Annotated in this window: 17 protein-coding genes; 5 read left to right on the top strand and 12 right to left on the bottom strand. The window is 73.0% G+C overall.

Annotation, left to right across the window (positions count from 1 at the left end; genetic code table 11):
- The first annotated feature begins 13 nt into the window (after positions 1-13).
- A complete protein-coding gene (locus tag POL72_RS17270; RefSeq protein ID WP_272096484.1) occupies positions 14-5,155 on the top strand; it encodes a serine/threonine-protein kinase in 5,142 nt (1,713 codons plus the stop codon).
- A 92-nt stretch (positions 5,156-5,247) separates the two neighbouring features.
- Entirely contained in the window at positions 5,248-6,612 is a 1,365-nt protein-coding gene (locus POL72_RS17265) for a sigma 54-interacting transcriptional regulator (RefSeq protein WP_272096483.1), read from the top strand.
- Positions 6,613-6,758: 146 nt separating this feature from the next.
- Here POL72_RS17265 and POL72_RS17260 read toward each other — a convergent pair whose 3' ends face one another.
- From POL72_RS17260 to POL72_RS17240, 5 genes are all read right to left on the bottom strand, one after another.
- Positions 6,759-8,225, bottom strand: coding sequence for a hypothetical protein (locus POL72_RS17260; RefSeq protein ID WP_272096482.1), 1,467 nt, complete (start codon positions 8,223-8,225; stop codon positions 6,759-6,761).
- Positions 8,226-8,696: 471 nt separating this feature from the next.
- The gene (locus POL72_RS17255) at positions 8,697-9,575 is read right to left on the bottom strand and encodes a cyclase family protein (RefSeq protein WP_272096481.1); all 879 of its coding nucleotides are present in this window, start codon (positions 9,573-9,575) and stop codon (positions 8,697-8,699) included.
- A 68-nt stretch (positions 9,576-9,643) separates the two neighbouring features.
- A complete protein-coding gene (locus POL72_RS17250; RefSeq protein WP_272097934.1) occupies positions 9,644-11,032 on the bottom strand; it encodes a pyridoxal-phosphate dependent enzyme in 1,389 nt (462 codons plus the stop codon).
- A gap of 181 nt (positions 11,033-11,213) precedes the next feature.
- Positions 11,214-12,941, bottom strand: coding sequence for a DNA polymerase/3'-5' exonuclease PolX (polX, locus tag POL72_RS17245; RefSeq protein WP_272096480.1), 1,728 nt, complete (start codon positions 12,939-12,941; stop codon positions 11,214-11,216).
- 339 nt (positions 12,942-13,280) lie between these two features.
- The gene (locus POL72_RS17240) at positions 13,281-13,985 is read right to left on the bottom strand and encodes a helix-turn-helix domain-containing protein (protein ID WP_272096478.1); all 705 of its coding nucleotides are present in this window, start codon (positions 13,983-13,985) and stop codon (positions 13,281-13,283) included.
- 321 nt (positions 13,986-14,306) lie between these two features.
- Between POL72_RS17240 and POL72_RS17235 the strand changes: the two genes are divergently transcribed.
- Positions 14,307-15,179 (top strand): NAD(P)-dependent oxidoreductase, encoded by an 873-nt coding sequence (locus POL72_RS17235; RefSeq protein ID WP_272096476.1) that lies wholly within the window; start codon positions 14,307-14,309, stop codon positions 15,177-15,179.
- Positions 15,180-15,183: 4 nt separating this feature from the next.
- Here the strand turns inward: POL72_RS17235 and POL72_RS17230 are convergent, their stop codons facing one another.
- The 4 genes from POL72_RS17230 to POL72_RS17215 form a co-directional block, all read right to left on the bottom strand.
- A complete protein-coding gene (locus tag POL72_RS17230) occupies positions 15,184-16,272 on the bottom strand; it encodes a formylglycine-generating enzyme family protein (RefSeq protein ID WP_272096475.1) in 1,089 nt (362 codons plus the stop codon).
- 116 nt (positions 16,273-16,388) lie between these two features.
- Positions 16,389-16,970: a metallophosphoesterase family protein gene (locus POL72_RS17225; RefSeq protein WP_272096473.1), complete on the bottom strand. Its 582-nt coding sequence runs from the start codon at positions 16,968-16,970 to the stop codon at positions 16,389-16,391.
- 68 nt (positions 16,971-17,038) lie between these two features.
- Positions 17,039-17,245, bottom strand: a complete 207-nt coding sequence (locus POL72_RS17220) for a hypothetical protein (protein WP_272096472.1) — start codon at positions 17,243-17,245, stop codon at positions 17,039-17,041.
- Entirely contained in the window at positions 17,188-17,529 is a 342-nt protein-coding gene (locus tag POL72_RS17215) for an FAD-dependent monooxygenase (RefSeq protein WP_272096471.1), read from the bottom strand. Before POL72_RS17215 ends, POL72_RS17220 begins: the two co-directional genes overlap by 58 nt.
- Between POL72_RS17215 and POL72_RS51735 the strand changes: the two genes are divergently transcribed.
- Positions 17,507-17,935, top strand: coding sequence for an AraC family transcriptional regulator ligand-binding domain-containing protein (locus tag POL72_RS51735; protein ID WP_373372209.1), 429 nt, complete (start codon positions 17,507-17,509; stop codon positions 17,933-17,935). The genes POL72_RS17215 and POL72_RS51735 overlap by 23 nt on opposite strands.
- 82 nt (positions 17,936-18,017) lie before the next feature.
- Complete coding sequence (locus tag POL72_RS17210; RefSeq protein WP_272096469.1) at positions 18,018-18,248, top strand: hypothetical protein; 231 nt, start codon at positions 18,018-18,020, stop codon at positions 18,246-18,248.
- A gap of 24 nt (positions 18,249-18,272) precedes the next feature.
- Here POL72_RS17210 and POL72_RS17205 read toward each other — a convergent pair whose 3' ends face one another.
- From POL72_RS17205 to POL72_RS17195, 3 genes are all read right to left on the bottom strand, one after another.
- On the bottom strand, positions 18,273-18,911 hold the full coding sequence (locus POL72_RS17205; protein ID WP_272096468.1) for a hypothetical protein: 639 nt from the start codon (positions 18,909-18,911) through the stop codon (positions 18,273-18,275).
- A gap of 127 nt (positions 18,912-19,038) precedes the next feature.
- On the bottom strand, positions 19,039-20,637 hold the full coding sequence (locus POL72_RS17200; RefSeq protein WP_272096466.1) for a hypothetical protein: 1,599 nt from the start codon (positions 20,635-20,637) through the stop codon (positions 19,039-19,041).
- Complete coding sequence (locus POL72_RS17195) at positions 20,634-23,732, bottom strand: hypothetical protein (RefSeq protein ID WP_272096465.1); 3,099 nt, start codon at positions 23,730-23,732, stop codon at positions 20,634-20,636. Before POL72_RS17195 ends, POL72_RS17200 begins: the two co-directional genes overlap by 4 nt.
- Positions 23,733-23,811: the final 79 nt, after the last annotated feature.

Here is a 23,811-nt window from a genome sequence, read left to right as displayed (position 1 = left end):
AGGGAAAACCGATTTGCATCGCTGTCCATCGTGCCACAGGCGGATCGCAGAGGCGGCCTCGTGCCCCCGGCACGGCGGGCCGCCGCCTGGGCCTGCGCGCGCACAGGCCCGCGGCTCAGCGCCGCGCGTCGAAGGCTTCCGTCTGACCGAGCTCCTCGGTCTGGGCGGCTTCGCTGCCGTCTGGGCAGGCTGGCGCGAGCGCGACGAGGTGCCGATCGCCGTCAAGGTCGGCCTGATCGACGCGGAGCAGAGCGAGCCGCGCTTCCAGCGCGAGGCCGGCGCTCTCGAGCGGATCGGCCCCCCGCACGTGCCGCGCCTGTATGGGCAGGGGAGGCTCGACGATGGCCGGCCATGGATCGCCATGGAGCGGCTGCGAGGGCGCACGCTCGCGGCCGACCTCGCGGCGTTGCCCGGGCCGCCGGACCCGGGCTGGGCGCTCGGGCGAGCCGATGCGCTGCTCGTCGCGCTCGAGGCGGCGCATGCCCGGGAGGTGATCCACCGCGACGTGAAGCCGGAGAACGTCTTCCTCGTGCCAGCGAGCGGCAGCGGAGCGCGCGCCGGCGCCGCGGGGCGAGGCCTTCCCGGCGCGGAGGAGCGCGTGGTCCTGCTCGATTTCGGCCTCGCCAAGCGGGGCGCCGGCGCCGAGGCGACCGGCGCCGAGCTCACGCGCGCCGGGACCGTCGTTGGGACGCCCGTCTACATGTCGCCCGAGCAAGCGCGTGGGGACCTCGCGATCGACGCGCGCGCCGACATCTACGCGTTCGGCGTGATCCTGTTCGAGCTCCTGACGCTGCGACCGCCGTTCGTCGGCGACGCGGGCGCCATCGAGCACGGCCACCTCGCGCTGCGTCCGCCGCGCCCGACCGAGCTGGCCGCCGTCCCGGCCGCGATCGAGGACGTCGTGCTCGCATGCCTCGCCAAGGATCCAGACCGCCGGCCCGCGAGCGTGTCGCTGCTCCGGCGCGCCCTCGCCGCGGCGGGCGCTGGCCGCGCCAGCGGCGCTGTCGTGGGGGCTCGCCTCGCCGGCGGCGCTGTCGCCGTGGAGGCGGCCCCGCCCGCGGCCCCGGCCGAGCCGCCCGAGAGCGCGGGGAGCGCCCGGCTCATCGCGGACGGGCGCGAGCCGGTCGTGGTGCTTGTCGCGGACGTCAGCGGCGCCGTGCCGTCGGCCGTCGCCGCGCTGGCGAGCCGCAAGGGGCTCGTCGTCCGCCAGCGCGGACGCCGCCTCGTGGCGCTGTTCTCGGGCCGCGACATCGAGCATCCGGCGCAAGCGGCGCTCGCCGCCGCACGGGAGCTCGCCGGCCGGTGCGACGCGCGCGCGGGGCTCCACCTCGCGGGCGTCAGCGTGCGCCGGAAGGGCAGGTGCGCGCCCGTCGCCTACGGCACGGCGGTCGATCGCCCGGAAGGCTGGCTGCCGCCCGAACCCTGGTCCGGGGTCGTGCTCAGCGCGGAGATCGAGCGCGTGCTGGTGGAGACCGAACCCACGCCACCCTCGACAGGCGCCGCGGCCGCGATGGGCGCGTCGACCGCGACGGGCGCGGTCGACGGCGAGGTGCCCATGCTCGGGCAGAGCGAGGTCGTCGAGGCGCTGGCGACGAGCGCCGCCGCGGCCTTTGACGGCACGTGTCCCGGCCTGATGACGCTGCTCGGCGACGCCGGCCTCGGCAAGACGCGCCTCGCGAACGAGGCGGCTGCCGTGGCGAGATCGCTCCATCCGGAGGCGCTGGTGCTCTCGATGCGCGCGGCGCAGCCGCTCTCGTGCGAGGTCGCGCGAGAGGTGGAGGAGATCCTGCGCGCCGCGCTGGGCGCGCAGGAGAGACCGCCGGCCGACGTCGAGGCGTTCTGCGTGGAGCGGCTCGGCCAGGAGATCGGGCGCGCGGCGTGGCCGTCCGTGGCGGCGGCGCTCGGGTGGGGCGCCCCGTCCGGCAGCGCGTCGCGCGACCACGAGCTCCTGCGGGCGATCGCGGAAGGGCTCCGCCGGCGCGCGCGCCGCGGGCCGGTGGCCGTGATCCTCGACGACGCGCACTGGGCGGACGACGCGCTGCTCGATGCGCTCGAGGTCGCGACGCTCGACGGCGCCGGCGTGGCGCTCTGGGTCGTGGTCGCCGCGCATCCGCGGTTTGAGCAGCTCCGCCCCGGGTGGGGTACCCGCACGCAACGCTTCGAAAAGAGGGCGCTTTTGCCGCTCGACGAGGGCGCCGGGATGCGGCTCGCGGCGGAGCTTCTCCTGCCGGCGGAGTACCCGCCGGCGGACACGCTGAGGCGGCTCGCCGCGTGGGCCGGCGGCAATCCGGCGTGCCTTGTGGCGATCGTCCGGGAGCTGAAGCGGGCCGGGATCGTGCGCCAGCGGTCGAACACAGGCAGCTACTACGCGGCGACCGTGGCGCCCGAAGGCCTGGCGCCCTCGCCTGGGTGGCAGTGGCTGGCCCTGCGGAGGCTCGAAGCGCTGCCGCCGGAGCTCGCGGCGTGCGCGCGGCTCTGCGCGGTGCTCGGGGCCTCGTTCACCAGGGCGGAGCTGGAGTGGGTCCAGGACGCCGCCGATCGGGCCGGTGGGGCCGGGTCGCCGGTGGACGCGGGCTTCGGCCTGAGCGCGTTGGTCGAGCGGGGCATCCTGGAGCGCGCGCCGCGCGCGTCGCGCACGCTAGGCGAGCGGTACGCATTCCAGAGCGGCGTCTTCCGGGACTCGGTGGTCGAGCCGCTCCATCCGGAGCACCGCAGGGACACCCACCGGTACGCGCTGGCCTTCTGGCGAGCGCGGGTCTCCGCCGGGGATGCGACCCCGGAGACCCTTGCCTCGCTGGCGCGGCACGCGAGCGCGTGCGGAGCGAGCGAGGAGGCGGCGGAAGCCTACGTGAAGCTCGGGGACATCGCGCTCTCGGCTCACCGACACGTCGAGGCCGACCAGCACTACAGTGCGGCCCTCGAGCACATCTCTGCGGCGGACCTGCGCCGGCGCGCGCTCGCGCTCGCGGGCCGGGGCAGGATACGCTACCGAGCGCACCGGACGCGGGAAGCCATCGAGGATCTGACCGCGGCGCGCGAGCTCGGCGAGCGCCTCGCCGACGAGGTGCTCGTCGGCGAGATCCTCCTGGAAGAGGCCATCCTGCTCGACTGGACCGGGGATTACGAGGGGTCGGCGCGGCGCGTGGAGCAGGCGCGCCCCCTCGTCGCGCGGTCGGGCTCACCGCGGCTCGCGGTCCGGCTCGTGGTGGCCGATGGACGCAGGTGCGTGCGGACGGCGCAGGTGGCGCAGGCGATCGCGCTCCTGCAGAAGGGCGCCGTCGAGGCGGAGGCGCTCGGCGATCACGACAGCCGGATCGTCGCGCTGCTGCTCCTGCCGGTCGAGCTGGCGCACGCGGGCTCGTTCAGCGAGGCAGAGGAGCGCGCGCGCGAGGCGATCGACCTCTGTGCACGGGTCCACGATCTGCCGCACCTGTGCGTCGCGTACATGAACCGCGTCGTGCTCTGGACGCTGAAGAAGTCGCCGTCCCGGGCCACGGAGGATCTCCAGCGCGTCATCTCGCTCGCGCGCGAGATCGGCAACCCCTGGCTGGAGCGCGTGGCGACCTACAACGTCGCCGAGCTGCTCTACTGGAGCGACCGGCGCGAGGACGCGCTCGTGCTCGCCCGCCGGGCCCATGTCCTGGAGCGGCGGTTCATCGAGCGCCCGGTGCCCGAGTGCTCCCTGCTGCTCGCGCGGCTCCTGGCCACGGCGGGGCAGCACGACGAGGCGCGCGAGCTCATCGCCTGGGTAGCGGGCGCCTGCCCGCCAGAGCCCGGGGCGCACGCTGCGTTTGCGTGCTTCCGGATGCTCCAGGCGCTGCTGATCGACGAGGTGGAGGGCGCCGTCGGTCCCCAGGAGGGGATGGCCATGAGATGGCCCATGAGACGGTGGATGAAGCGATGGGCGCAGCCAGCAGCGCGGGGAACGTGCTGTTCGCCGATGAGCTCCTGGAGATCCTGTACTGGCGGGCTCGCCTCGCCCTGCGGGACCGGCGAGACGCCGACGCTTCTGCGGTCGTGCACAAGGCGCAGGCCATGCTGGGGGAGCACCCGGCGTGGCGGGCTCGCTTCGACGGCCTCGCGCGCGCCCTCGAGAAGGTGCTGGGTGGGCCATGCGGCACCTGAGGGCTTCAACATGCAGGCACCGCCGGATCTCGGCCGCATGGGTGCTGTACGACTCACGTGCTTCGCGCGGCGGCGCGGCCATTTCTCATGCAGGGCCTGCTCCTGCCGGGGCGGGCCGCTGAAGCAGAGGGCCGGCCTGCGCCTTGCACAGCTTGCTCGCCGAGCACATGCGGTCGGCGCCGCGCGCGCCTCGGGGGGGATCATGTCCATTTCACGAGCGTTCAGCGCTGTCATAACGGGGTTTTCTCTCTTCATCGCCGGATGTGGAGCAGAGCGGCACAGCGGCATGAGCTCGCGCACCGAGGAGCAGGACGCGATCATCGTCATGAACGGAGACGATCCTGCGTTCTTCTGGCGATCCGCGACGCAGCAAGCCTTGCGCGCCCTGGCCGAGGTGCCGCTCGAGGGATCGAGCGGCGAGCTCACCGACACCCCGCTGCTCGCGAGCGCAGAGGGGCGGCGGCTCCTCTCCTACATAGCCCTCTGCGCGCTCCCTGAAGGCGAGGCGCTGCGCGGTGGGGCCGCGGGGGTCTCCTTCGAGGGCGCGGTCGGCCTCGCGCCACGGTGGAGTTCGTCGCCTCTCGACGACGTCGAGACACAGCGGTGGATGACAGCGTGCCTGCTTCAGACGCTCAACGGCCTCAGCATGGAAGTGGAGGTCCGGATGACGGGGAGCCACCAGGCGCTTGCCGGGCGCCCGGGGGCCGCGCCGTCCGAGTTCACCACCCCGGATGCCACGATGTTCGGCAACCTCTTCCATCCGGACAGCCCGGCTGCGTTCGCCTGCATCGACAACACGGAGGTGGCGGCGTGCGGCGTCGACTGGAGCGGACATTCGGTCCAGCGGATCTGCGGCGTCTCGCCCACGTGCGGCGTCACCCTCCTTGGCCCGTGCTCCCTCGCCTGCGCTCGCGACGCGGATGGCCAGTCCACGTGTGACACGCCGGGAGGCGACCGCTACGTGGAGGCCATCACCACGAGCCTGCATAGCAGCATCTCTCTCGACTCGTTCGCGCCCTGCAGCCCGTAACGCGACGGGCAGGCTAGGCGCTTGCCTGCCTCGGCGTACGACGACGCGCTCCGGGAGCGCGGGTCGGTCGCTCGTGTGGTAGCTTGAGATCGATGGCCTCGGAGCGACCCCCCTGCCAGGATGTCGGCGCGACGGCGGTGCTGGAGGCGCGCCCCCGCGAGGTGGCGTTCAGCCGGTTCCACGTCCAGGTGCAGCTCGGCCCTGATCAGGGCGCCTCGCAGGTGGCAGATGCGCCGGAGCTCGTGATCGGCTCCGCCCGCGGCAACCAGCTTGTCCTGACCGACCAGGCCGTGTCGCGGCACCACTGCGTCATCACCGTCACGCCACAGGGGTTCCTGCTCCGGGACCTCGGCAGCACCAACGGCACGAGGGTCTCGGGGATCCGCGTCGAGGCCGCGTACCTCGATCCGGGGGCGCTGATTGGCGTGGGCCAGTCCACGCTCCGCTTCGACGTCCTTCCGGGCGAGATCCGCGAGCCGCTCGGCGACGAGGACCTCTCCGGGCGCGTCCTCGGGCAGAGCACCGCGATGCGGCGAATCTTTGCCATGCTGCCGCGGGTCGCGGCATCCGACTCGACGGTGCTCCTCGAAGGGGAGACCGGCACCGGCAAGGGGCTCTTCGCCGAGCTCATCCATCAGCAGAGCCGCCGCGCCTCGGGGCCGTTCGTCGTGATCGACTGCGGCGCCATCCCACCCACGCTCATCGAGTCCGAGCTGTTCGGGCACGCCAAGGGGGCCTTCACGGGCGCGCAGCAGGCGCGGGCGGGCGCCTTCGAGGCGGCGCGCGGGGGGACGGTGCTGCTCGACGAGCTCGGCGAGCTCCGGCTCGACCTGCAGCCCAAGCTGCTTCGCGCCCTGGAGGAGCGGACGATACGGCGGGTCGGCAGCCTCGACCCGATCCGCCTGGACGTGCGGGTGATCGCCGCCACGAACCGCGATCTGCGCCAGGAGGTGAACCGGGGCAACTTCCGCTCCGATCTCTTCTATCGGCTGAACGTGGTCCGGATACGCGTCCCGTCGCTGCGGGAGCGCCGCGAGGACATCCCGCTGCTCGTCGCGCACTTCTACCGGCAGTTCGCCGACGGGGCCAAACCGCCCCTGGGGCTCGTGGAGGCGATGGCGCGCCACGACTGGCCGGGCAACGTCCGCGAGCTGCGCGGCGCGGTCGAGCGGGCCGTGCTGCTAGGAGATCCGGTCCTCTGGCGGGAGGGCGCGGCGACCGAGGGCGAGGCGGCGCAGGGGGAAGCTCGCGAGAACGTCTTCAGGGACGACGATCTATCGCTGTCGTTTCGTGAGGCGAAAGAGCGAGTCATCTCGCTCTGGGAACGCGCTTATGTCCACGCGTTGATCCGCACCAACGGCAGCAATGTCTCGCGCGCGGCGCGGGCGGCGCGGATGGATCGCAATTACCTGCGGGAGCTGCTTCGCCGGCATGGCGTCCTGGCGACCGACGTCTGAGCGTCCGTGGATCATCCCTGGCACCGACGTGCCGGGCGGCCCGGCAAGGGGTCATGACACCGCATCCAACCGGGAGGAGGGCGTGGAGGAGTTCCCCGGTTCGCCCTCCCATGTTCACGGTCGAACCCGGCCGCGGCGACCTCGGATCACATCGGCGTGTGGAACATGGTCTGCGCGGAGCAGAGGACCTGGGTCACCGCCCCGGCCTGCGCGTCGCTGACGGCCGCCGCGGTGAGCGTCGGCGCGAGCGCCTCGATCCCCGCCGCGAACTTCGCGTAGGCCTCGACGATGCCGTCCAGCTCGGCGTCGAGGCTGGCCGACGCGCTCGCGTCGGCGTGCGCCTCGGCGTCGAGGTAGGCCGAGAGCGCGGCCTTCAGGTCGGCGTCGAGCTGCACGTTGAGGTCGACCGTGGCATCGAGGACCGCCCGCAGCGCCGCCTTAGCGTCGGCGGTGGTGCCCACCAGGAGGCCGAGCGCACCGTCGGCCTCAGGCTGCGCCTCGCCAGAGAGGCTCGTGACGAAGTCGGTGCGCGCCGTCATGATCGCGTCCATGCTGGCTGCTGCGGCCACGTCCGCCTGCAGCTTGGCGCCTGCGTCCGCGATCGCGTCGACGGTGGCCTGCGCGGCGCCGCTCATCTTGGCGATCTCCGTGGTCGCCTGCGCGGTCGCGCGCGCCTCCAGCTGTGCGGCGGCGTGGGCACAGGCGAAGAGGACCCCCTCCACGTCCGCGGACGCGTCGAGCGCAGCGCTGAGGTCGGCGCGGAAGGTCATGCTGGCCGCGGCCTGCGCCTGGGCGCGCACATCGGCGGCGGCTCCTGCGGCGTCCAGCGCGGCGTCGACCTCCGCGAGGAACTGAGCGGTCGCCTCGCCGGCGGGGACCTCGCTATCCAGCGCCGCGTTCAGGGTCTGGGCGGCCTCCAGCTCCGCGCTGGCGAGCGCGCCCGCGTCGATGTTCGCGCCCGCGGCTGCGAGCGCGCGCAGCTCCGCGTGGTGCGCTCCCAGGGTCGCCCCCGCGATCGCCTTCACGACCGCCTTGGTCTCAGCGCCGGCCGACGCCGCGGCCGCGACCGCGGCGGCGAGCTCCGCGTCGACGAACGCGCGCACGTCCGTCGCCACGGTGGCGTCCACCGCGACGCTGGCGGCGAGATCGATGAGCACGAGCGCCTCGACCGAGCTCTCGGTCGAGATCGGCGCCGCGACGGTGATCTCGCCCGCGGCGCTCCCTGCCGCATCCAGGAACGCGGAGCCGATCACCTGGCCCGAGCCGTCGAGGGCCTGCACGATGAGCGGCTTTGCGTCCACCGGGACCTCCGCGGAGAAGGCCCCCTCCGCGTCGATCGTGGTCTCTGCCAGCGACTCGAGTGCTCCGCTCTCGAGCAGATGAGAGACGCGGACCGTCTTCGTGCTCGCGACGGTGCTCTCGCCGGCGAGGCTGTGGTCGTGAGACCCAGAGCCCTCGTCGGTCACGTGTCCGTTGACGATCGCGAGCGCGCCGTCTCCGGTCTGCGGCTCGCCCTCCGAGGATGAGCCACCGGACCCGGAAGAACATCCCAAGGCCATCGAGACGCCGATCACCAAGGCCAAGACGCTGCACTTCGAAGAGATCGTTCTCATGCTCACTCCTGTGGTTGCGGTGTACATTCCGCGCCGCTGGGCCTGTCGTTCGGAGGAGCCGACGAACCCCCTGCGACGCGATCACGACGTGATCACGAGGCGATTTGCGGAGGTGGTCGCCGGCCGGTGCCGACAGGAATCAGGTCCCGCGCTGCGCGCCTCGTCCTGACCTACAAGCAGGCTGCGTGCCGTCGGCGCCGCGCGCCTGGCCGGCGGGGAAGGCCCCGCAGGCCCGCGCGTCTTCTGCATGGAATCAACGGATCGGAAGGTGCGAATCGACCGGGTGTCGCGAGCGCGACGGGGTGTCGGTTGCTGGGGACAGCCAGCAGTGCTGCAGGCTGTCGCAAGCAGCGGCCGTCAACTTCCGTTGCGGATTGGACGGCCATGTAAGTGCGTTGATGTCGGCCTGCGCATGCTCGGATGAACTCGGCCGCGTCCTCCGCGCTGACGCGACGCGGTGCTGGTGCCGTGCTATCTCGCCGGCTCGCCGGAGGCCGGCACCAGCGCCAGCACCCGGGCGGGCGCGCCGCTGCCGCGCACGAGCGGGAGCGGCGCGACCACCACGACCGCCCCGGCCTCGGGGAGCTGCTCTAGGTTGGCCAGGTTCTCGATGTGGTAGCCGCCCACGCCGAGGAACGCCTTGTGCTGATCGAACGTCTGGCTCGGCCCCGGATCGGTCGACAGCGTGTCGATACCGATGCAGCGCACGCCGCGCTCGCTCAGGTAGCGGCTCGCCTCCACGGAGACCCCGGGAAAGTGCATCACGCCCTTCGCGTCCTGGTTCAGGAACTTCGCCGGCTCGGACCAGCGGGCCCCCCACCCCGTCCGGATCAGCACGATGTGCCTCGCGCCGAGCGCCCCATGCCGCGCCTCCCAGCCCCGGAGATCGTCCACGGTGACCTGGTGGTCGGGGCTCGCCGCGACCTTCGCCGTCACGTCCACGACCGCCGCCGGCCCCGCGAGGTGCTCCGGCGCGATCTGCTCGACCGTCGGCGTCCCGGCCTTGAAGTGTGCCGGCGCGTCCACGTGCGTGCCCGCGTGCTCGTCCATCGAGAACCGGTTGAGGTAGTACGAGTCCTTCTCGACGGTGCGGACCGTCTCCGATGCATACGGCTTGCTGCCAGGATACAGCGGCATCTCCGGCGTGATCGGGTGCGTCAGATCGACCACCCGCGCCGCGGCGATGTCGAGGACCGCGGGCGCGGCCTGCGGCGCCGCGACGGGCGGCGACGCCGCAGCGGGCGCGCACGCCGAGAGGGCGAGCGCCGCCGGGCACAGCGCGTACGCCGCGGCCCCCCTGACGCCCGCATGAAGGAAGCTGACCACGTCGGTTCCCTGCGCCTTTTGCATGGCGCACATGTCGCCACAAGCGCGCTGCCGCCGCAAGGTGGATGGCCGGGCCCTCGCGCCGGGCCGGCTCACACCTCGTGCAGCTTCACCCGGCGTCGCAGGTAGTTGATCAGGTCGATGCGGGTGACCAGCCCGACGAACTCGTCACCATCGGTCACGATCGGCACGAGCCCCGCGTCGAACATCGGGAGGAGATCCCGGATCGGCGTCCTCACGTCGACCGTCCGGAGCCGCGTCGTCATCGCAGACTCGACCGACTGGCGGAAGCGCGTCACGTCGTCGACGGCCGCGAGGAGGAGGTCGGACTCGTCGAGAATGCCGATGATCTTGCCGTCCTCCAGGACGGGCAGCTGCGACACGTCGTAGAGCTTCATCCTCGCATAGGCCACGAGGAGCGCGTCCGATCGCTGCACCGTGACCACCGCCCTGTCGGCGTGGCGGCGGGTGATCACGTCGCGCAGATCCCCTGTCGGCGCGCGATCGGTGAAGCCCTGATCGGCCATCCAGAAATCGTTGTACATCTTCGACAGGTACTTGTTGCCGCTGTCGCAGACGAGGGTGCAGACGCGCTTCGGCGACGACTGCTCGCGGCAGTAGCGCAGGGCCGCCGCGAGCAGCGTCCCGGACGACGAGCCGGCGAGGATGCCCGTCCTGGAGAGGAGCAGCCGCGCCGTCTCCAGGCTCTCCCTGTCGGAGATCGTGTAAGCGTGCTTGACATGGGTGAGGTCGAGGATCGGGGGGAGGAAGTCCTCCCCGATACCCTCCACGAGCCACGAGCCCGCCTTGCCGAGCTTGCCGGTCTTGACGTAGCCCGCCAGCACCGAGCCCTCCGGATCGGCGAGCACCATCTCACAGCGCGGCTGCGCCCTGGCGAAGTAGCGCGAGAGCCCGGTCATGGTGCCGCCGGAGCCGACGCCGCACACCATCGCGTCGATCCTTCGATCGAGCTGCGCGTCGATCTCGGGGCCGGTCCCTGTCTCGTGGGCGAGCGCGTTCGCCGGGTTCTCGAACTGGTTCACGTAGAACGCGCCCTCCTCGCGCGCGATGCGGGCCGCCAGGTCCTGGTAATAGCTCGGGTGGCCCTTCTCGACGTCAGAGCGTGTCATCACCACCTGCGCGCCGAGCGCCTTCAGGTGGAACACCTTCTCCTGGCTCATCTTGTCCGGGATCACGAGCGTGAGCCGGTAGCCCTTCTGCGCCGCGACGAGCGCCAGCCCGAGCCCTGTGTTGCCCGCCGTCGCCTCGACCACATGGCGCCGCTCGCCCCCGAGCTGGCCAGCGCGCTCGGCCGCCTCGATCATCGACAGGCCGATGCGATCCTTGATGCTGCCGCCCGGGTTCTGGCTCTCCATCTTGAGGAAGAGCTCGCACGGGCCGGCGTCGAGCTGAGTCACATGGATCATCGGGGTATGCCCGATGAGAGCGACGATGTTCTCTGCAGGCGCAGGGGTCGGCATGGGCATTGGCATGACAGCTCAACGGTCACACGACGCGCACCGCCTGTCGAGGTGCTGTCGGCCATGACGCGCGCGTCACGCGCGGCGCGCAGGGTTGCCGCGGACGGCCGACCGCTGAACGGAGGCGGCTCGTGCGGTGTCTGCAGCGTCCGGGCCGCACGCTGCCACGCTCAGGGCGCGCTCAGGTGGGCCGGACCGCCTTCTGGAACGCCGCCAGGCCGCGCGCGTTCAGCACCTCGTCCCGGCGGAGGCCGCCTCGCCGCGCGGTCCCCACGCCGAACCGCAGGTTGTGGAGCGCGGTCGTCGAGTGTGCGTCCGTCGAGATCACGAAGCGGATACCGCGCTTGCGTGCCTCCTTGATCCACCGGGGCTCCATGTCGAGGCGGTACGGGTCCCCGTTCACCTCGACGGCGGCCCTCGACTCGGCCACGGCGTCGAGCACCTCCTCGACGCGGCACGCGAACGGCTCGCGCCGCTGGATGAGCCGGCCGAGCGCGTGTCCCCAGATCTTGAAGACCGGCAGCCGCATGGCGCTGACGAGCCTGCGCGTCATCTGGTCGGCGTCCATCTTCATGCGCGAGTGGATGCTCGCGATGATCACGTCGAGCTGCTCCAGGATCGCGTCCGGATAATCGAGCTTCCCCGATTCGAGGATATCCGACTCGGTGCCTCGGAGGAGCTTGACGCTCACGCGCTCCTGGACGCGGGCGATCTCGTCCCACTGCTTCTTCAGCCGGTCGAGGCCGACGCCGTTCGCGTAATGGGCGGCGGGCGAGTGATCGGTGATGGTGAGGTATTTCATCCCCATCGCCTCGGCCTCCAGGGCCATCTCCTCGACCGTGTTCTTGCCGTCCGAGTACACCGTGTGGCAGTGCACCATCCCCTGGATATCGCCCTCCTCGACGAGCTCCCCCTCGCGGCCCGCCCGCGCGGCGCGCTCCACGGCAGCGATGATGTCCTCCGCGCTCTCGCGGAGCTCGGGCGCGATGTACGGGATGCCGATGTGCTCGTAGAGGTCCTCTTCCGTCTTCACGGAGAGGCGTTTCTTGCCCCGCGAGAGCCCTCTCTCGTCGAGCGTGAGCCCCAGCTCGCGCGCGAGCGAGCCGAGCGCCGAGAGGTAGTCGGGCGCCCCCGTCCGGTGGTGAAGCGCAGCGGCGTAGTCCCGGGGCGGCACGCAGAGGAGCTCGCCGCGCAGGCCTCCCGAGAGCCTTACCCTGCAACGCGCGTCGCCGCGCTCCTCGACCTCGGCGACCTGCGGGGACCGGACGAAACAATCGATCACCTGCGCGGCGTCGTCGGCCGCCGCCACGAGGTCGATGGCAGCCACCGTCTCTTCCCAGCGCCGGATCGAGCCCGCGAGATCGGCCCGCTCGGTCGCGTCGCACCCGCGCACGTGGGCGAGCAGCGGCTCGGCCGCCTCGAGCGCGTCGACGAGGAGGACGCGCTCGTCGCGCGCCTCATAGCGGGCGATGCCCTCGAGCAGGCTCGCCTCGGTCTTCGCCCCGAAGCCCTTCACGGCCCGGACCTTCCCGGCGAGACAGGCCCTCTTCAGCTCCTCCACGCTGCCGATGCCGAGCGCCTCGTGCAACGCCTTCATCCGCTTGAGGCTCATGCCCGGCACCTGGGCGAGCTCCAGCACGCCGCTGGGCAGCTCGGCGCGGAGCTCCTCGAGCTGCCCGGAGCGCCCCGTCTGGTAGAGCTCGGCGATCTGGGCTGCGAGCGCCGGGCCGATGCCCTTGATGCCGGTGAGCTTCTTGCTCCTGACGAGCGCGCCGAGGTCGTCCGTGAGCTGCTCCAGCGCCTCGGCCCCCGTCTCGTAAGCGCGCGCTCTGAACGGGTTCTCCCCCTTGATCTGGAGGAGCGTGCCCGTCTCGCGGAGGGCGCGGGCGATGTCGAGCTTGTCGAGCATGGATGACGGCAACTCTAGCACTCGCGGGCCGCCGGAGTTCATGCCGCGAGGCCCCGTGCAGCGGGGCAGTTTGCCACAGCGTAACCGGCGGAGACCCCGGCTGTCGCGCCCGGCCGGGAGCACCGGCGGGCAGAAGGCGAGCCGCTGCCCCGACGGGACGGGCGCGTTCATCGCGCCCGCGCCGGCGACCCCGGGCGCGGCCAACGGCTGCCCCTGAGGGCGGATCGCGGCGCCGGCGCTGCTCAGGGCTGTCCCCGCATTTCCTCTCCTGTTTATTTCGCTGGTTTCTTGGCGCGTATGGCGTCATTGCGGCTCGCCTTGGCGGCTGTTTTCTCTGGTTCAACGCGCTCTGGCCGCCACCTTTGCCGGCGTCACGCCGAGGACGCGGCGCATGCACCTCGCCATGTGGCTCTGGTGCGCGAACCCCGCCTCGATCGCCACCTGGCTGGCGGGCAGGTCGCCGCGCAGGAGCAGCGCCTTCGCGCGCTCCACCCGGCGCTGGATCACGTACTCGTGCACCGGCACGCCGGTCGACCGCTTGAACAGCGTCTTGAGGTGAGACGCGCTGACCCCGGCGACGCCGGCCAGCCGATCGAGCGACAGGTCGTGATCGAGGTGCTCCTCGATGTACGCCGTCACGCGCCGTAGCTGCGGCGCAGACAGCCCTCGCCGCAGGCGGCCCGGCGCCTTGTAACGGCCGAGGAGGTGCGCGGCGAGCGCGACGCCGAGGCTCTCCCTGTAGAGAAGCCCGGTCGGATCGCCGGCCCTGCGCTCGGCGTCGAGCGCCCAGGCGATGTGCTCGATCTGCGGGTCCCTGATCTGGTGGCGCGGCTCCAGGCCGGCTTTGTCGGGATCGAGCCCCATGTCCGCTGCGACCCGGCGCAGCAGCGAAGGGGACAGCGCCAGGATGAGCGAGGTGCCCGCGTCGTCCTCCTGCCAGACGTCCGAGGCTCCGGCGGGGATCAGGTCCACGTCGCCGCGCGTGTAGACGAACCGATCGGCGCGGCAGGCCCCGCGTACCGGCGCGCCCGCATGGATCTTCACCCGATGATCCTGCGAGGCCTCGAGCGCGATCACGCCTGGCTGGGTCGAGTGAACGCCGACATGTACCCCGACGTACGGGCGCGGCGCGCCCACGGACGGCTCCAGTCGGATGGGAGCTCGGGTCGGTCCGATGACCTGCATCCCGGCCAGTATCCACCGGCGCCGAGCGGCGCGCCACAGGGCGGCTCCGCGCTCGCCGCCGTCCGAACGTGCTCGCCGGGCGTCCGATCGTGCGCGACGGCCCGGGTCGCAGGCCCCCACCTTGGCGGCCACGAAGGCGCGCCCGTCATCGGCAGACGGGCCGCAAACGAAGGAGCTCACATGCGTGAAGTCACTGTCATCGGTCTGGGTCTCATGGGCACCGCGCTCGCTCGGGAATTGCTCCGCAGCGGCTCTCGCGTCACCGTCTGGAACCGCTCGATCGCGAAGGCCGCGCCGCTCGTCGCGGAGGGAGCGGTGCTGGCCCCGAGCGCGGCCGCAGCGGCGCAGGCGAGCGGGATCGTGATCACCTGCATCACCGACTACCGCGCGACGTACGGCGTGCTGGAGGGGCGCGACGTGATCTCCTCCCTCGCCGGCAAGGCGCTCGTCCAGCTCAGCACGGGCAGCCCCGAGGACGCGCGTACCCTCGAAGCGTGGGCGCAGCAGCGCGGCATCGACTACCTCGACGGCGCCATCCTGGCCACCCCGAGCCAGATGGGGAAGCCGGAGAGCAGCATCCTCGTCTCGGGCTCGGGCTCGGCGTACGAGAAGAGCAAGCCGCTGCTCGAGAGCACGGCCGGGACCGTGAGCTACCTCGGGGAGAAGGTCGGCTGGGCGGCGGCCATGGACCTGGCGTTCCTGTCGCACCTGTTCGCGGGGCTCCTCGGCTTCTACCACGGCGCCCGCATCTGCGAGGCCGAAGGGATCCGCGTGGCCGACTTCGGGGCCATGGCCGCCGTCGTCGCTCCGGCCATCGGTGGGATGGTCAAGCACGACGCGGACTCCATCCAGTCCGGAGCGTACGAGGCCTCGGAGGCCACGCTGGAGATCTGCGCGCAGGCCGTCGAGCTCATCCAGCGGCACGCGCGGGAAGCGAGGATCAACGCCGAGCTCCCGGCGTTCGCCGCGGCGCTCTTCAGGAAGGGAGTCGCCGCGGGCCACGGGGCGGAGTCGCCAGCCGCGCTCATCAAGGTGTTTCGCGAGAGCGCTTGAGGGCTCACGGCCCTGGCAGGTCGCGCGCGCACATCGCCGATACATAGTAGTGGCGTCCGTTGGTCTCGTAGGGTGCCCGGTAGGTCGTCGTCTGCCGGTATCCGGCGGCGACGAAGCTCCCGCCGTGCGTGACGCGCAGGGCAGCGTGGTTGTCCAGGCGGGAGCAATCGGCGCACGGCACGAGCGGGCGGTCGTCGTCGGCGGCGTCGCGCGTGACCTTGTAGGCCTCGCCGGCGAGATCGAGCTGGCCCCAGCGCCCCGCTCCCCTGGGAAAGGAGCCGACGGGCGCGAGATCGTCCGTGGTGCAGTGGATGAGGCTCCACGGGGGAAACGCGTCCTCGCAGGGCAGCGACGTCGAGCCTTCGCCCTGGCAGCAGTAGGCTGCGTCTTCGGAGGTGATGGGAGAAGAGCCCCACGGATACAGCCGTTGCTCGTCGCCGCCTGCGGCCGCGTAGTTCATCTCGGCCTGGGTCGGCAGGCGCCCGCCGTCCCACGCGCAGAACGCGAACAGCTCGAGCCATGTCGCGCACACGATGGGTTTGTCCTCGTTCGCGGCCGGAGCGTCGGTCCACGTCGGCCAGCCGTAAGGATCGCAGACGAGCGCCCGCTTCATCGCGGCCGTGGTCGCCGGGAGCATCGTGTTCCAGGCCGGATCCCACCCGCTGTCCGGGATCTTCGGGTGCGCTCCTGCGCCGGCCGGCGGCGGGCTCGCCTGCGTCGGGCCGCCGGTCTCTTCCAGGTAGCGGCGAAACCGCCCGACGGTGACCATGTACTTGTCGAGGTGGAAGCTGCTCACGCTCGCCGGATACCGCGGGTCGTTGAGCCGGTTGAACGTCCCGCCGGGCACGAGCGGGCTGGCGCAGCAGTCGTCGTCATGGCCGAGGCCGCAGCGGTCGTCGGCGCCGGGCGTGCCGCCCGCGCAGCTCGGCGGAGACGCCGGCGCGCGGGCGCGCCCAGCCCCGGTCTGAACGGAAGCCCCCGCGTCCTGCCCCGCTGCGCCGCCGCTGTACGCGTGGCTGGATCCCAGGATCACCGCGAGGGTGCAGAGGCCGAGGAGGACCGAAGTCGGCTGTCGAGGTGCTCGTGTCGCCATTGGAGCGGTTAGGTGCGAGCGCCGCCGCTTCGGTTGTGCGACATGGCGTCGCGGCGCGGGCGGTTCCCTCTCCTCGCTCCGAGGATTGCAGAGCTCGGACAGCACGGAATTTCCGCTCACCCCCTGCCCACGGCCGGCGGCATCCAGGTCTCCCCCGTCTCGCAGTCCACGTGCCGGAGCGCCACGCGCTTGCGATCGATCTCGACCACGCCGAAGACGATCGGCAGCATGAATCGGCGCGGCCCGATGGATCCCGGGTTGAACGCCGTCAGGCCACGATCGCGACCCATGAAGGGAACATGGGAGTGCCCGCACAGGACCAGCGACGCGCCCACCTCGGCTGCCAAGCGGATCACTTCGGCTCGGAGCTTGCCGCCGTAGAGGGCGATGTGGAGGAGCAGGGCTGTGAGCACCGTCTCGTCCCCGTCGCGGATGTCGAGCGCGATGGAGTCGGGGATGTCAGGCGCATGGACATCGATGTTGCCGCGCACCGCGGAGAGCGGCGCGATGCTCCGGAGCCCATCGAGGACCGTGAGCGCGCCGATGTCGCCGGCATGCACGATGTGATCGGGCGTGAGCGCGGCGATCCGCCGGGCGCTGTCGGCGTGCGGGTGGCTGTGGGTGTCGGCCACCGCGACGAGGCGCAGGGACCCATCGCGGAGCTGGATTGCCTCTCGGCGGTGCACGCGCTTGGCCATGCGCGGGTTTGTAGTCGTGAAGGCCGCGCCCGACCATCCCGTCACGCAGCACCGGGGGAGCGCTCCCGTCAGCCCGCGTACTCCGGCAGGGAGATGGCCTGGGCCGCGTCGCGGACCGGCCGCAGCATCTGCCGGATGATGCTCTGCCGCCACGGCACGTGGGGCAGCGCGCGCATGAGCAGGATCTGCAGCCAGATCAAGGCCCGGTGGCCCTGCGTCATGTGCTTGGCGGCGCTGCGGCCGAGCTTCTGGTTCCGCTCCACGTAGCCGCGCATCTGCGCGCCTCGTAGCGGGCGAAAGCGACGCCGTGATCGCCGCCGCTCGCGGCCAGCTCGCCGGCGAGCACGTAGGCGCCGACCAGCGCCAGGCTCGTGCCCTGCCCCGAGGCCGGCGAGGGGCAGTAGCCGGCGTCGCCGAGGAGCACCACGCGCCCTGCCGACCAGCGGTCCATGTCGATCTGGATCATGCGATCGAAATAGAAGTCGGGCGCGTCGGCCATCGCCCCGAGCAGCTCCCTCGGGTCGTCGAAGGCCCAGATGGCGCAGCGAACGCTCGCCACCGAAGGCCGGGCGCTCGCGGCCACCGTCGAGGAGGACGCGCACGAGGCGCGCTGGCTGCTCCGCACACCGCGCCGCCCGCGCGGCGTCGGCCGCTACGTCCACGAGCTCGCGCTCGCGCACGCCCTTCATCACGTCCGCGCCGGTGCGGCTGACCTCGCGCCCGCGCGGGTGTGGTTCACCCATGCTCGCCCGCCGGATCTGGCGGTCCTGCGCGCGTTCTTCGGGACGGGCGCGATCGCCTTCGGGGCGAAGGCCTGCCCCTCGAGCAAACGACGGGACGCCCCCATCTCCCGCTGGGCACCCCTCCAACAAAACACCGGTCGCACCCGTCTCCCGCTGGCCCCTCTCCAACAAAAAAACGGGTCGCACCCGTCTCCCGCTGGACGTGCCTCCACAAAAAGATGAGTCGCACCCGTCTCCCGCTGGACGTGCCTCCACAAAAAGATGAGTCGCACCCGTCTCCCGCTGGACGTGCCTCCACAAAAAGATGAGTCGCACTCGTCTCCCGCTGGGCGTGTCGGGAACGACCGAGATCGATCTCTCGGACGCCACCGGCCAGTTCTTGACCGCCGAGTGGCGCGGCGACCTCGACGGCTGGTGCACCGGCGCCACGATCAAGGACGTTCGCGTCGGCAACGCCGACGGGCAGTTCGGCTCGGATATCGTGTGCAACGAAACCAACGGCACGCTGAACGTGGCGAAGGTGCGGATGGAGTGATCGCTCGATCCCCTGTCCGGCCAGTCACTGCGCCTCGCCGCCAGGGTTGAAGTCAGCGCATGACGGGCACTTGGACGCCGCGCAAGCCAGCTCGGGGCACGACGTCGGGCAGCTCGGGTCGTCCGGGTCGCATTTGATGAGCTGCCAAGTCAAGGAGCTCATATCCTTTGGATCTGCTGGGCACACGTCGACGTCGAACGCATGCGACGCCACCATGGTGAGCGTGTGGCAGCCCGCCGTCACGGAGGACGAGCCCAAGAACCAGCGCCTCACGAAGGGGCGCTGCCCTTCAGCCATCGTGCCCGCCTCGATGGCCTCGAACGGGTATTCTCGGTCCCAGTAGGGCCGCCCGGCTGAATTGCGCGTGCCGTAATCGAGGTAGAGCGCGATCTCGACATCCACACTGTTGTCCTCGGAGAGCACGGCAGCGCCGAAGTCCAGGAAGACGTCTTCCTTATGAATGTAGACGACCTGCAGCTGGCTGGGAGATGCCGCAGACGCGATCAGGTACGGCGCCGTCTGCGGAGGCGTCTCGTGATCGGGCTGCGAGAGGAGGAGGCAGCCCGACGCGAGCAGCGCGAGAGCCGTCAGCGCGGCCGAGGAGAGGGCGCGCGCCACCGACGCCGCAGCGCCCATGGGTGGACCGAAGGATGGGACAGACATGGTAAGATGATCAACAGGTTACCAGGACCATTCTACAAGGGGGGCGGGCCGCCTCGGTACGCGGAACCTTGCGGCATCACCTCCCAGCGAGCGCGGCCACGGAGGAACTTGGCCGACGCGGAACCAGCTAGTTGCACCCCAGCCGGCACACCATGGCCGCCGTGTAGGAGCACCCGTGGTCGCCCCACAGCGACGAGCTCGGCCCCGTGCACCGGAACGCGCACCCCCGCCCGTCCGCGGTCGCCTCGGCCGTCAGCCGGTATCCCTCGGCGTTGCAGCTCCCCGTCGAGGACAGGCAGCTCGCCAGCTGCGGCTCGCACTGCTCGACCACGTAGCCGGCCGGGCACGTCCAGTCCGCGCTCGCCCGCGCGTAGTCCGGCGATCGCCCCGTCTCGGTCGCGATCGGCTCATGCTTCGAGAAGGTCGGCATCCCCGTCGTGACCTGGAGCGGCACCACGACGGCCCGCTCGCGCGGCACCACCGGGGCGGACGCGTCCTTCGGCTGCACGACGAACGTGTCCCGCCGCGTCTGCCGCTCGCAGCCGGCCGTCGCGCCCTCCGGCGTCCACGAGAACGTGAGCTCCGCGCTCCCATGCGCGGGCACCTCGACCGTGCGCTCGCCGTGGGTCACCCGGACATCGACCTGCGCCCTGTTCGTGATGAGCGCCTGCGCCGTCCCCGCGGCGCCGTACGGCACCACGCCCAGGTCGACCGGCAGCGGCGCGATCTCCGGCTCGGCGAGCGAGAAGCGGCACACGTCCGCCACCGGATAGATCGCGTACGCGAGCGGCACCGCCTTCTTGACCTCCATCCGCAGCGCGCCGAACGCCTGCCCGCCTCCCTTCGCGCCCGCGACCGGCGCGCCCTCGACGCCCTCGATGGCCAGCTCCCCGACCGAGGTCATCGTCACCCGGCGGTCCCCCGCCTCGATCCGGGCCTTGAACAGGCCGAGCGCCGTGCCGTGCGCCTCGCCGGCCGTCACGTCCGTCTCGTAGGCGACCATCGCGCCGCGCTTCACGGCCCCGATGAAGTGCGTCGCGCGACCGCAGGCGCAGCCGCCGCCCGCCGCCGGCACCACGCTCTCGGTCGGCTCGAAGAACTGCGGATCCTCGTCCGCGACAAGCGCCATCGCGACCAGCCGCAGCCGGCGCCGGTCGAGCGTCCCTCCGGCGCTGAAGTACGCCGGCAGATCGACGTCAGCGCCGACGAGGACCGAGTCGACGGCGATGCCCACGTAGCGGAAGTCGATTGCGCGCTCGCCCGGCGCGGGCGCGGGTGCCCCCGGCGCCGACGCGGCCGCGGGCGCCGCCGTGATCGCGGCCACCGTCTGCGCCGCGGGCGCTGCCGTCGCCGCGGGCGCTCCCGCCACCGCGGGCGCTGCCGGCTCCGCCTTGGGACGGGCGCAAGCAAGGCCGACCGGCGAGAACGCGCCCGCCGCGCTCCGCGACAGCCCGCGGCCCGGCACCATCGCGCTCGACGTGTCGAGGAGGTAGTCGTGCCGCACGTCGCTGAACGCCCGCGCGGCCGCGAGCAGCGCCCCGGCCTGAGAGCAGCCGCTCTCCTTGCAGGCCGGCAACGCCGCCGCGCCGGCCGGCTTGCGCGGCGGCGGGACCGGCACCTCCGGCGGCCCAGGGCAGCCGAGCGCGGAGGCCAGCGCCCCGAGGAGGAGCCCGCCCGCACGCAGCGGCGCGGCGCGGCGCCGACGAGCGCGATCTGCTCCGCTCACGGCCATGCGATCGTCATCCACCGGACGCGCCCCGAGCCGCTCACCGCGTCGTCCGCAAAGAACAGCGAGGCGCCGGACCGCCCCGCGAACGCCGGCGACACGTCCTGCGACGCGCCGCCGGTCAGCCACGCCAGCGGCTTGAGCGAGGGCGCCGACACGTCGCCGGGCGCCAGCGTGAAAGCGTTCAGCTCCACCGAGTCTCCCGGGGCCGACGCGAGCACGCCGCGGCAGACCTTGTCGCACGCGAGCGCGAGCGACGACACCGCCGCGCCGTCCGGGCCGCTCACCACGACGGGCGGGCCCTGCACCGCTCCGCTGCCGTCGATCCGCACGAACCGCGCGCGCCCGCCGGCCGCCGCGCCCCCGCCGGACTCGTCGGCCGGCTCGTCGATCCAGCCGACGAAGAGCCCGCCTTCGAGCGGCGCGAGCACCGGGCTGCGCGAGTGCTCCGAGGACGCATGGAGGCGCGACTCGTCGCCGATCCGCTGCAGCGTCTTCGTGTCGAGCCGCGCGAGGAAGATGTCGCCGCCGGGCTCGTCGCCCTGGCCAGCCGCGCCGCCCGCAGCCGCGCCGCCGCCCGCAGCCGCGCCGCCGCCCGCAGCCGCGCTGCCGCCCGCAGCCGCGCCGGCCCTGCCGCTCGCAGCCACGCCGCCCTGGCCAGCCGCGCTGCCGCCCACGGCCGCGCCGCCTCCCGCCGGGGCGCCGCCCGGGGCCGCTCCGCCGGCCGGGCGCGCGTCCGACCACACGAGCCACGCCTCCTGGCCGCGCACCGCGATCTGCACCTCGGCCGCGTCGAGCGGCGCGTTCGTGATGCGCCGGTCCGGCGCCGTCCGGTTCAGCGCGCGGTCCACCCGCGCCGCATACACCTCGGCGTTGCCGTCGCGCGTGTCGATCCACGCGACGATGAAGCCCCCCGCGCCGTCGTAGGCGATCGCCACGTCGGACGCCTCGCTCGCGGCGCCGCCCTGCTTCTTCCGCGGCGCCGTGGTGAGCTTCTTCTGCGCGACCTTCGCGCCCGTCGCGTCGACCTTGGTCAGGTAGACCTGCGTCTCGCCCCGCTCACGCGCGACCCACGCGATCACGCTCTCGCCCTGCGCCGCGCCCTTGCCCTTCGCGTCGGCCGGGAGCGGCGGCGCCGCCGCGATCGCGACGCCGCCGAGCGACGACGCCTTCTGCGAGAGGACGTTCAGCTTGCCGAGGCCGCCCGGAGACGCGGCGCGCACCGCGAGCGTCGCGGAGACATCCTGCCCGCGGGGCGCGGCGTCCGACGCGCCCTCGACGAAGTACGTGACCCACGCCGAGAGCGCCGCGCCGCCGTCGAGCTCGACCGCCGCGACCTTGGCGATGGGGTCGCCCTCGGCGAGGGCGCGCACCGCGGTCGCGCGCGGCGGCGGGTCCTTGTCCTCCCGGAACGCGGGCGCGCGCCACGCGCTCTCGCGCGCCGGGAGCGATACCAGCGCGAGCGCCGCCCGCGCGCCCGCCGCGCCGCCAGGCTGCGGGCCGGGCGCGGCGCTCGCCAGCGTCGCGCACGCGCCCGCGTGGCACGTCAGCCCGCGCACGAGGTACGGCACGCCGTCCGTCGCCGCGAACGGCGCGGCGCGCACCGGCTCTGCCGCCCGCACCGAGAGATCCGGGCCGAAGCGCACGAACATCGGCCAGACCGGCGGCGCGACCGCCCCGTCGCGCGCCATCTTGAGCGTGGCGGGCGCGAGCGTCACCGCGGCGAAGCCGTCGCCGTCGGCCGCGAGGTCGGGCGGCCCGCTCGCGCTGAAGACGAGCGCCGCCCGCTCCGCGCCGAGCGTCCCGTCCGGGCCGACCGACGCGAGGTGGATGAGGCGCCCCGGCCCGCGCGCCCCTGCGCCCCCGACGTCGCCGCCGCGGGCGCGCAGCAGGTCCTCCCACGCGAGCAGCGCCCGTCCGCCTCCGCTCTGGGAGGGAGCGACGAGCGACACCAGCGCCTGCTCGCCGGACGGCGGCGTCGCCTGCCGCGGCGCCACCGCCACCTTGCCGCCCGGCTCGACCGCCGCGAGGTAGACGGCGCTGTCGATGTCCCGCTCGTCGGTCCAGGTGAGCAGGTAACGCCCACCGACGAAGGCGATCTCGACATCGATCTGCGCGGTCGGCTCGGGGCTGACGACCACCGGCGGCGACACCTTCCCGGCCGCATCGATCTCCACGAGCGCGACGGGTCCGAGCTTCGCGTCCTCTGCGGCGTCCTCCGCCGCCGCCTTGCGCGCGGGCTTGCCCTCGCCCCGGCCGCGCGGCGCGGCCGGCGGGAGCACGAGGGCCACCGCCGCGCCCCGCTCGGTGGCGACCGCGTGCCACCCGAGCACCTCGCGCGCGACCGACGCGGGCGCCGTCGGCTTGATCGCGGCGCCCTTGCCCTGCGCCACGACCGTCATGACCACATCGACGCGGTCGACATCGGAGTGGGCGACATCGGCGCGGGCCGCATCGCCCTGGGCCTCGCGCGGCATCTCCCACAGCACGAGCGCGCCCTGCGCGTTCGGGAGCACGTCGAGCCACGAGATCTCCTCGGCCGTCTGCGCGACGAGGCTCGCCGGGGCGCTCGGCTTGCCGGCGGGGTCGAGCGCGAGCACGCGCACCGCGCGGCTCCCGTCGATCTGCTCGATCCAGGCGGCGAGGTAGCCCTGCGGCGTGGCGCGCAGCGCGGCGACGGGCACGTCGGCGGCGACCGGCCCCGCGTCGACGGCATCCCCGCGCGGCGCGCCGTCCGCGCCGAGGGCGCGCGTCCTCCAGCGCCCGCCCGCGGCGTAGAGCAGCAGCGCCTCGTCGCCGCGCCGGGCGAAGTAGGACGTCGTGTCCTCGTCGTCGAGCTCCGCGATCACCCGGGCCGGCAGGAGCGGCGGCCCTTCCGGCGCCTTCGGCTGCGCGGGCGGCGTCTTCACGACCCGCGGCGCGCGCGCGACGGGGGCCGGCGCCGCGCCGGAGCACCCGAGCGAGAGGGCGAGGGCGGCGCCGAGCAGCGCCGGCGCGCGGCGCCCGAGCGCGGGGCCGGTCGGGCGGCGCGCGTCGCGCCGCGAGCCGCGTTGAACCCAGGGGAGAGCGCTGCGGACGAGCATGGCGGCGACCATGCCAGAAGCGAAGAGCCCCCGCTACAGGGCGCCGCGCAAGCGGAGCGCTCGCCCCGGTCGTCCCTCGCGAGGGCCAGCC

Origin of the sequence: Sorangium aterium, assembly GCF_028368935.1 — a bacterium.
Taxonomy (GTDB): domain Bacteria; phylum Myxococcota_A; class Polyangia; order Polyangiales; family Polyangiaceae; genus Sorangium; species Sorangium atrum.
The sequence above is the reverse complement of the archived record's forward strand: the minus strand, read 5'-3'. Positions and strand labels throughout refer to the sequence as shown.

Excerpts from the sequence above, each read along its gene's own strand:
- POL72_RS17205 (WP_272096468.1), bottom strand. The coding sequence starts at position 18,911 with ATGTCTGTCCCATCCTTCGGTCCACCCATGGGCGCTGCGGCGTCGGTG.
- POL72_RS17210 (WP_272096469.1), top strand. The coding sequence starts at position 18,018 with ATGAGTCGCACTCGTCTCCCGCTGGGCGTGTCGGGAACGACCGAGATC.
- POL72_RS17265 (WP_272096483.1), top strand. The coding sequence starts at position 5,248 with ATGGCCTCGGAGCGACCCCCCTGCCAGGATGTCGGCGCGACGGCGGTG.
- POL72_RS17255 (WP_272096481.1), bottom strand. The coding sequence starts at position 9,575 with ATGCAAAAGGCGCAGGGAACCGACGTGGTCAGCTTCCTTCATGCGGGC.
- POL72_RS17250 (WP_272097934.1), bottom strand. The coding sequence starts at position 11,032 with ATGCCGACCCCTGCGCCTGCAGAGAACATCGTCGCTCTCATCGGGCAT.
- POL72_RS51735 (WP_373372209.1), top strand. The coding sequence starts at position 17,507 with ATGGCGCAGCGAACGCTCGCCACCGAAGGCCGGGCGCTCGCGGCCACC.
- polX (WP_272096480.1), bottom strand. The coding sequence starts at position 12,941 with ATGCTCGACAAGCTCGACATCGCCCGCGCCCTCCGCGAGACGGGCACG.
- POL72_RS17260 (WP_272096482.1), bottom strand. The coding sequence starts at position 8,225 with ATGAGAACGATCTCTTCGAAGTGCAGCGTCTTGGCCTTGGTGATCGGC.
- POL72_RS17225 (WP_272096473.1), bottom strand. The coding sequence starts at position 16,970 with ATGGCCAAGCGCGTGCACCGCCGAGAGGCAATCCAGCTCCGCGATGGG.
- POL72_RS17220 (WP_272096472.1), bottom strand. The coding sequence starts at position 17,245 with ATGCGCGGCTACGTGGAGCGGAACCAGAAGCTCGGCCGCAGCGCCGCC.
- POL72_RS17195 (WP_272096465.1), bottom strand. The coding sequence starts at position 23,732 with ATGGTCGCCGCCATGCTCGTCCGCAGCGCTCTCCCCTGGGTTCAACGC.
- POL72_RS17230 (WP_272096475.1), bottom strand. The coding sequence starts at position 16,272 with ATGGCGACACGAGCACCTCGACAGCCGACTTCGGTCCTCCTCGGCCTC.
- POL72_RS17235 (WP_272096476.1), top strand. The coding sequence starts at position 14,307 with ATGCGTGAAGTCACTGTCATCGGTCTGGGTCTCATGGGCACCGCGCTC.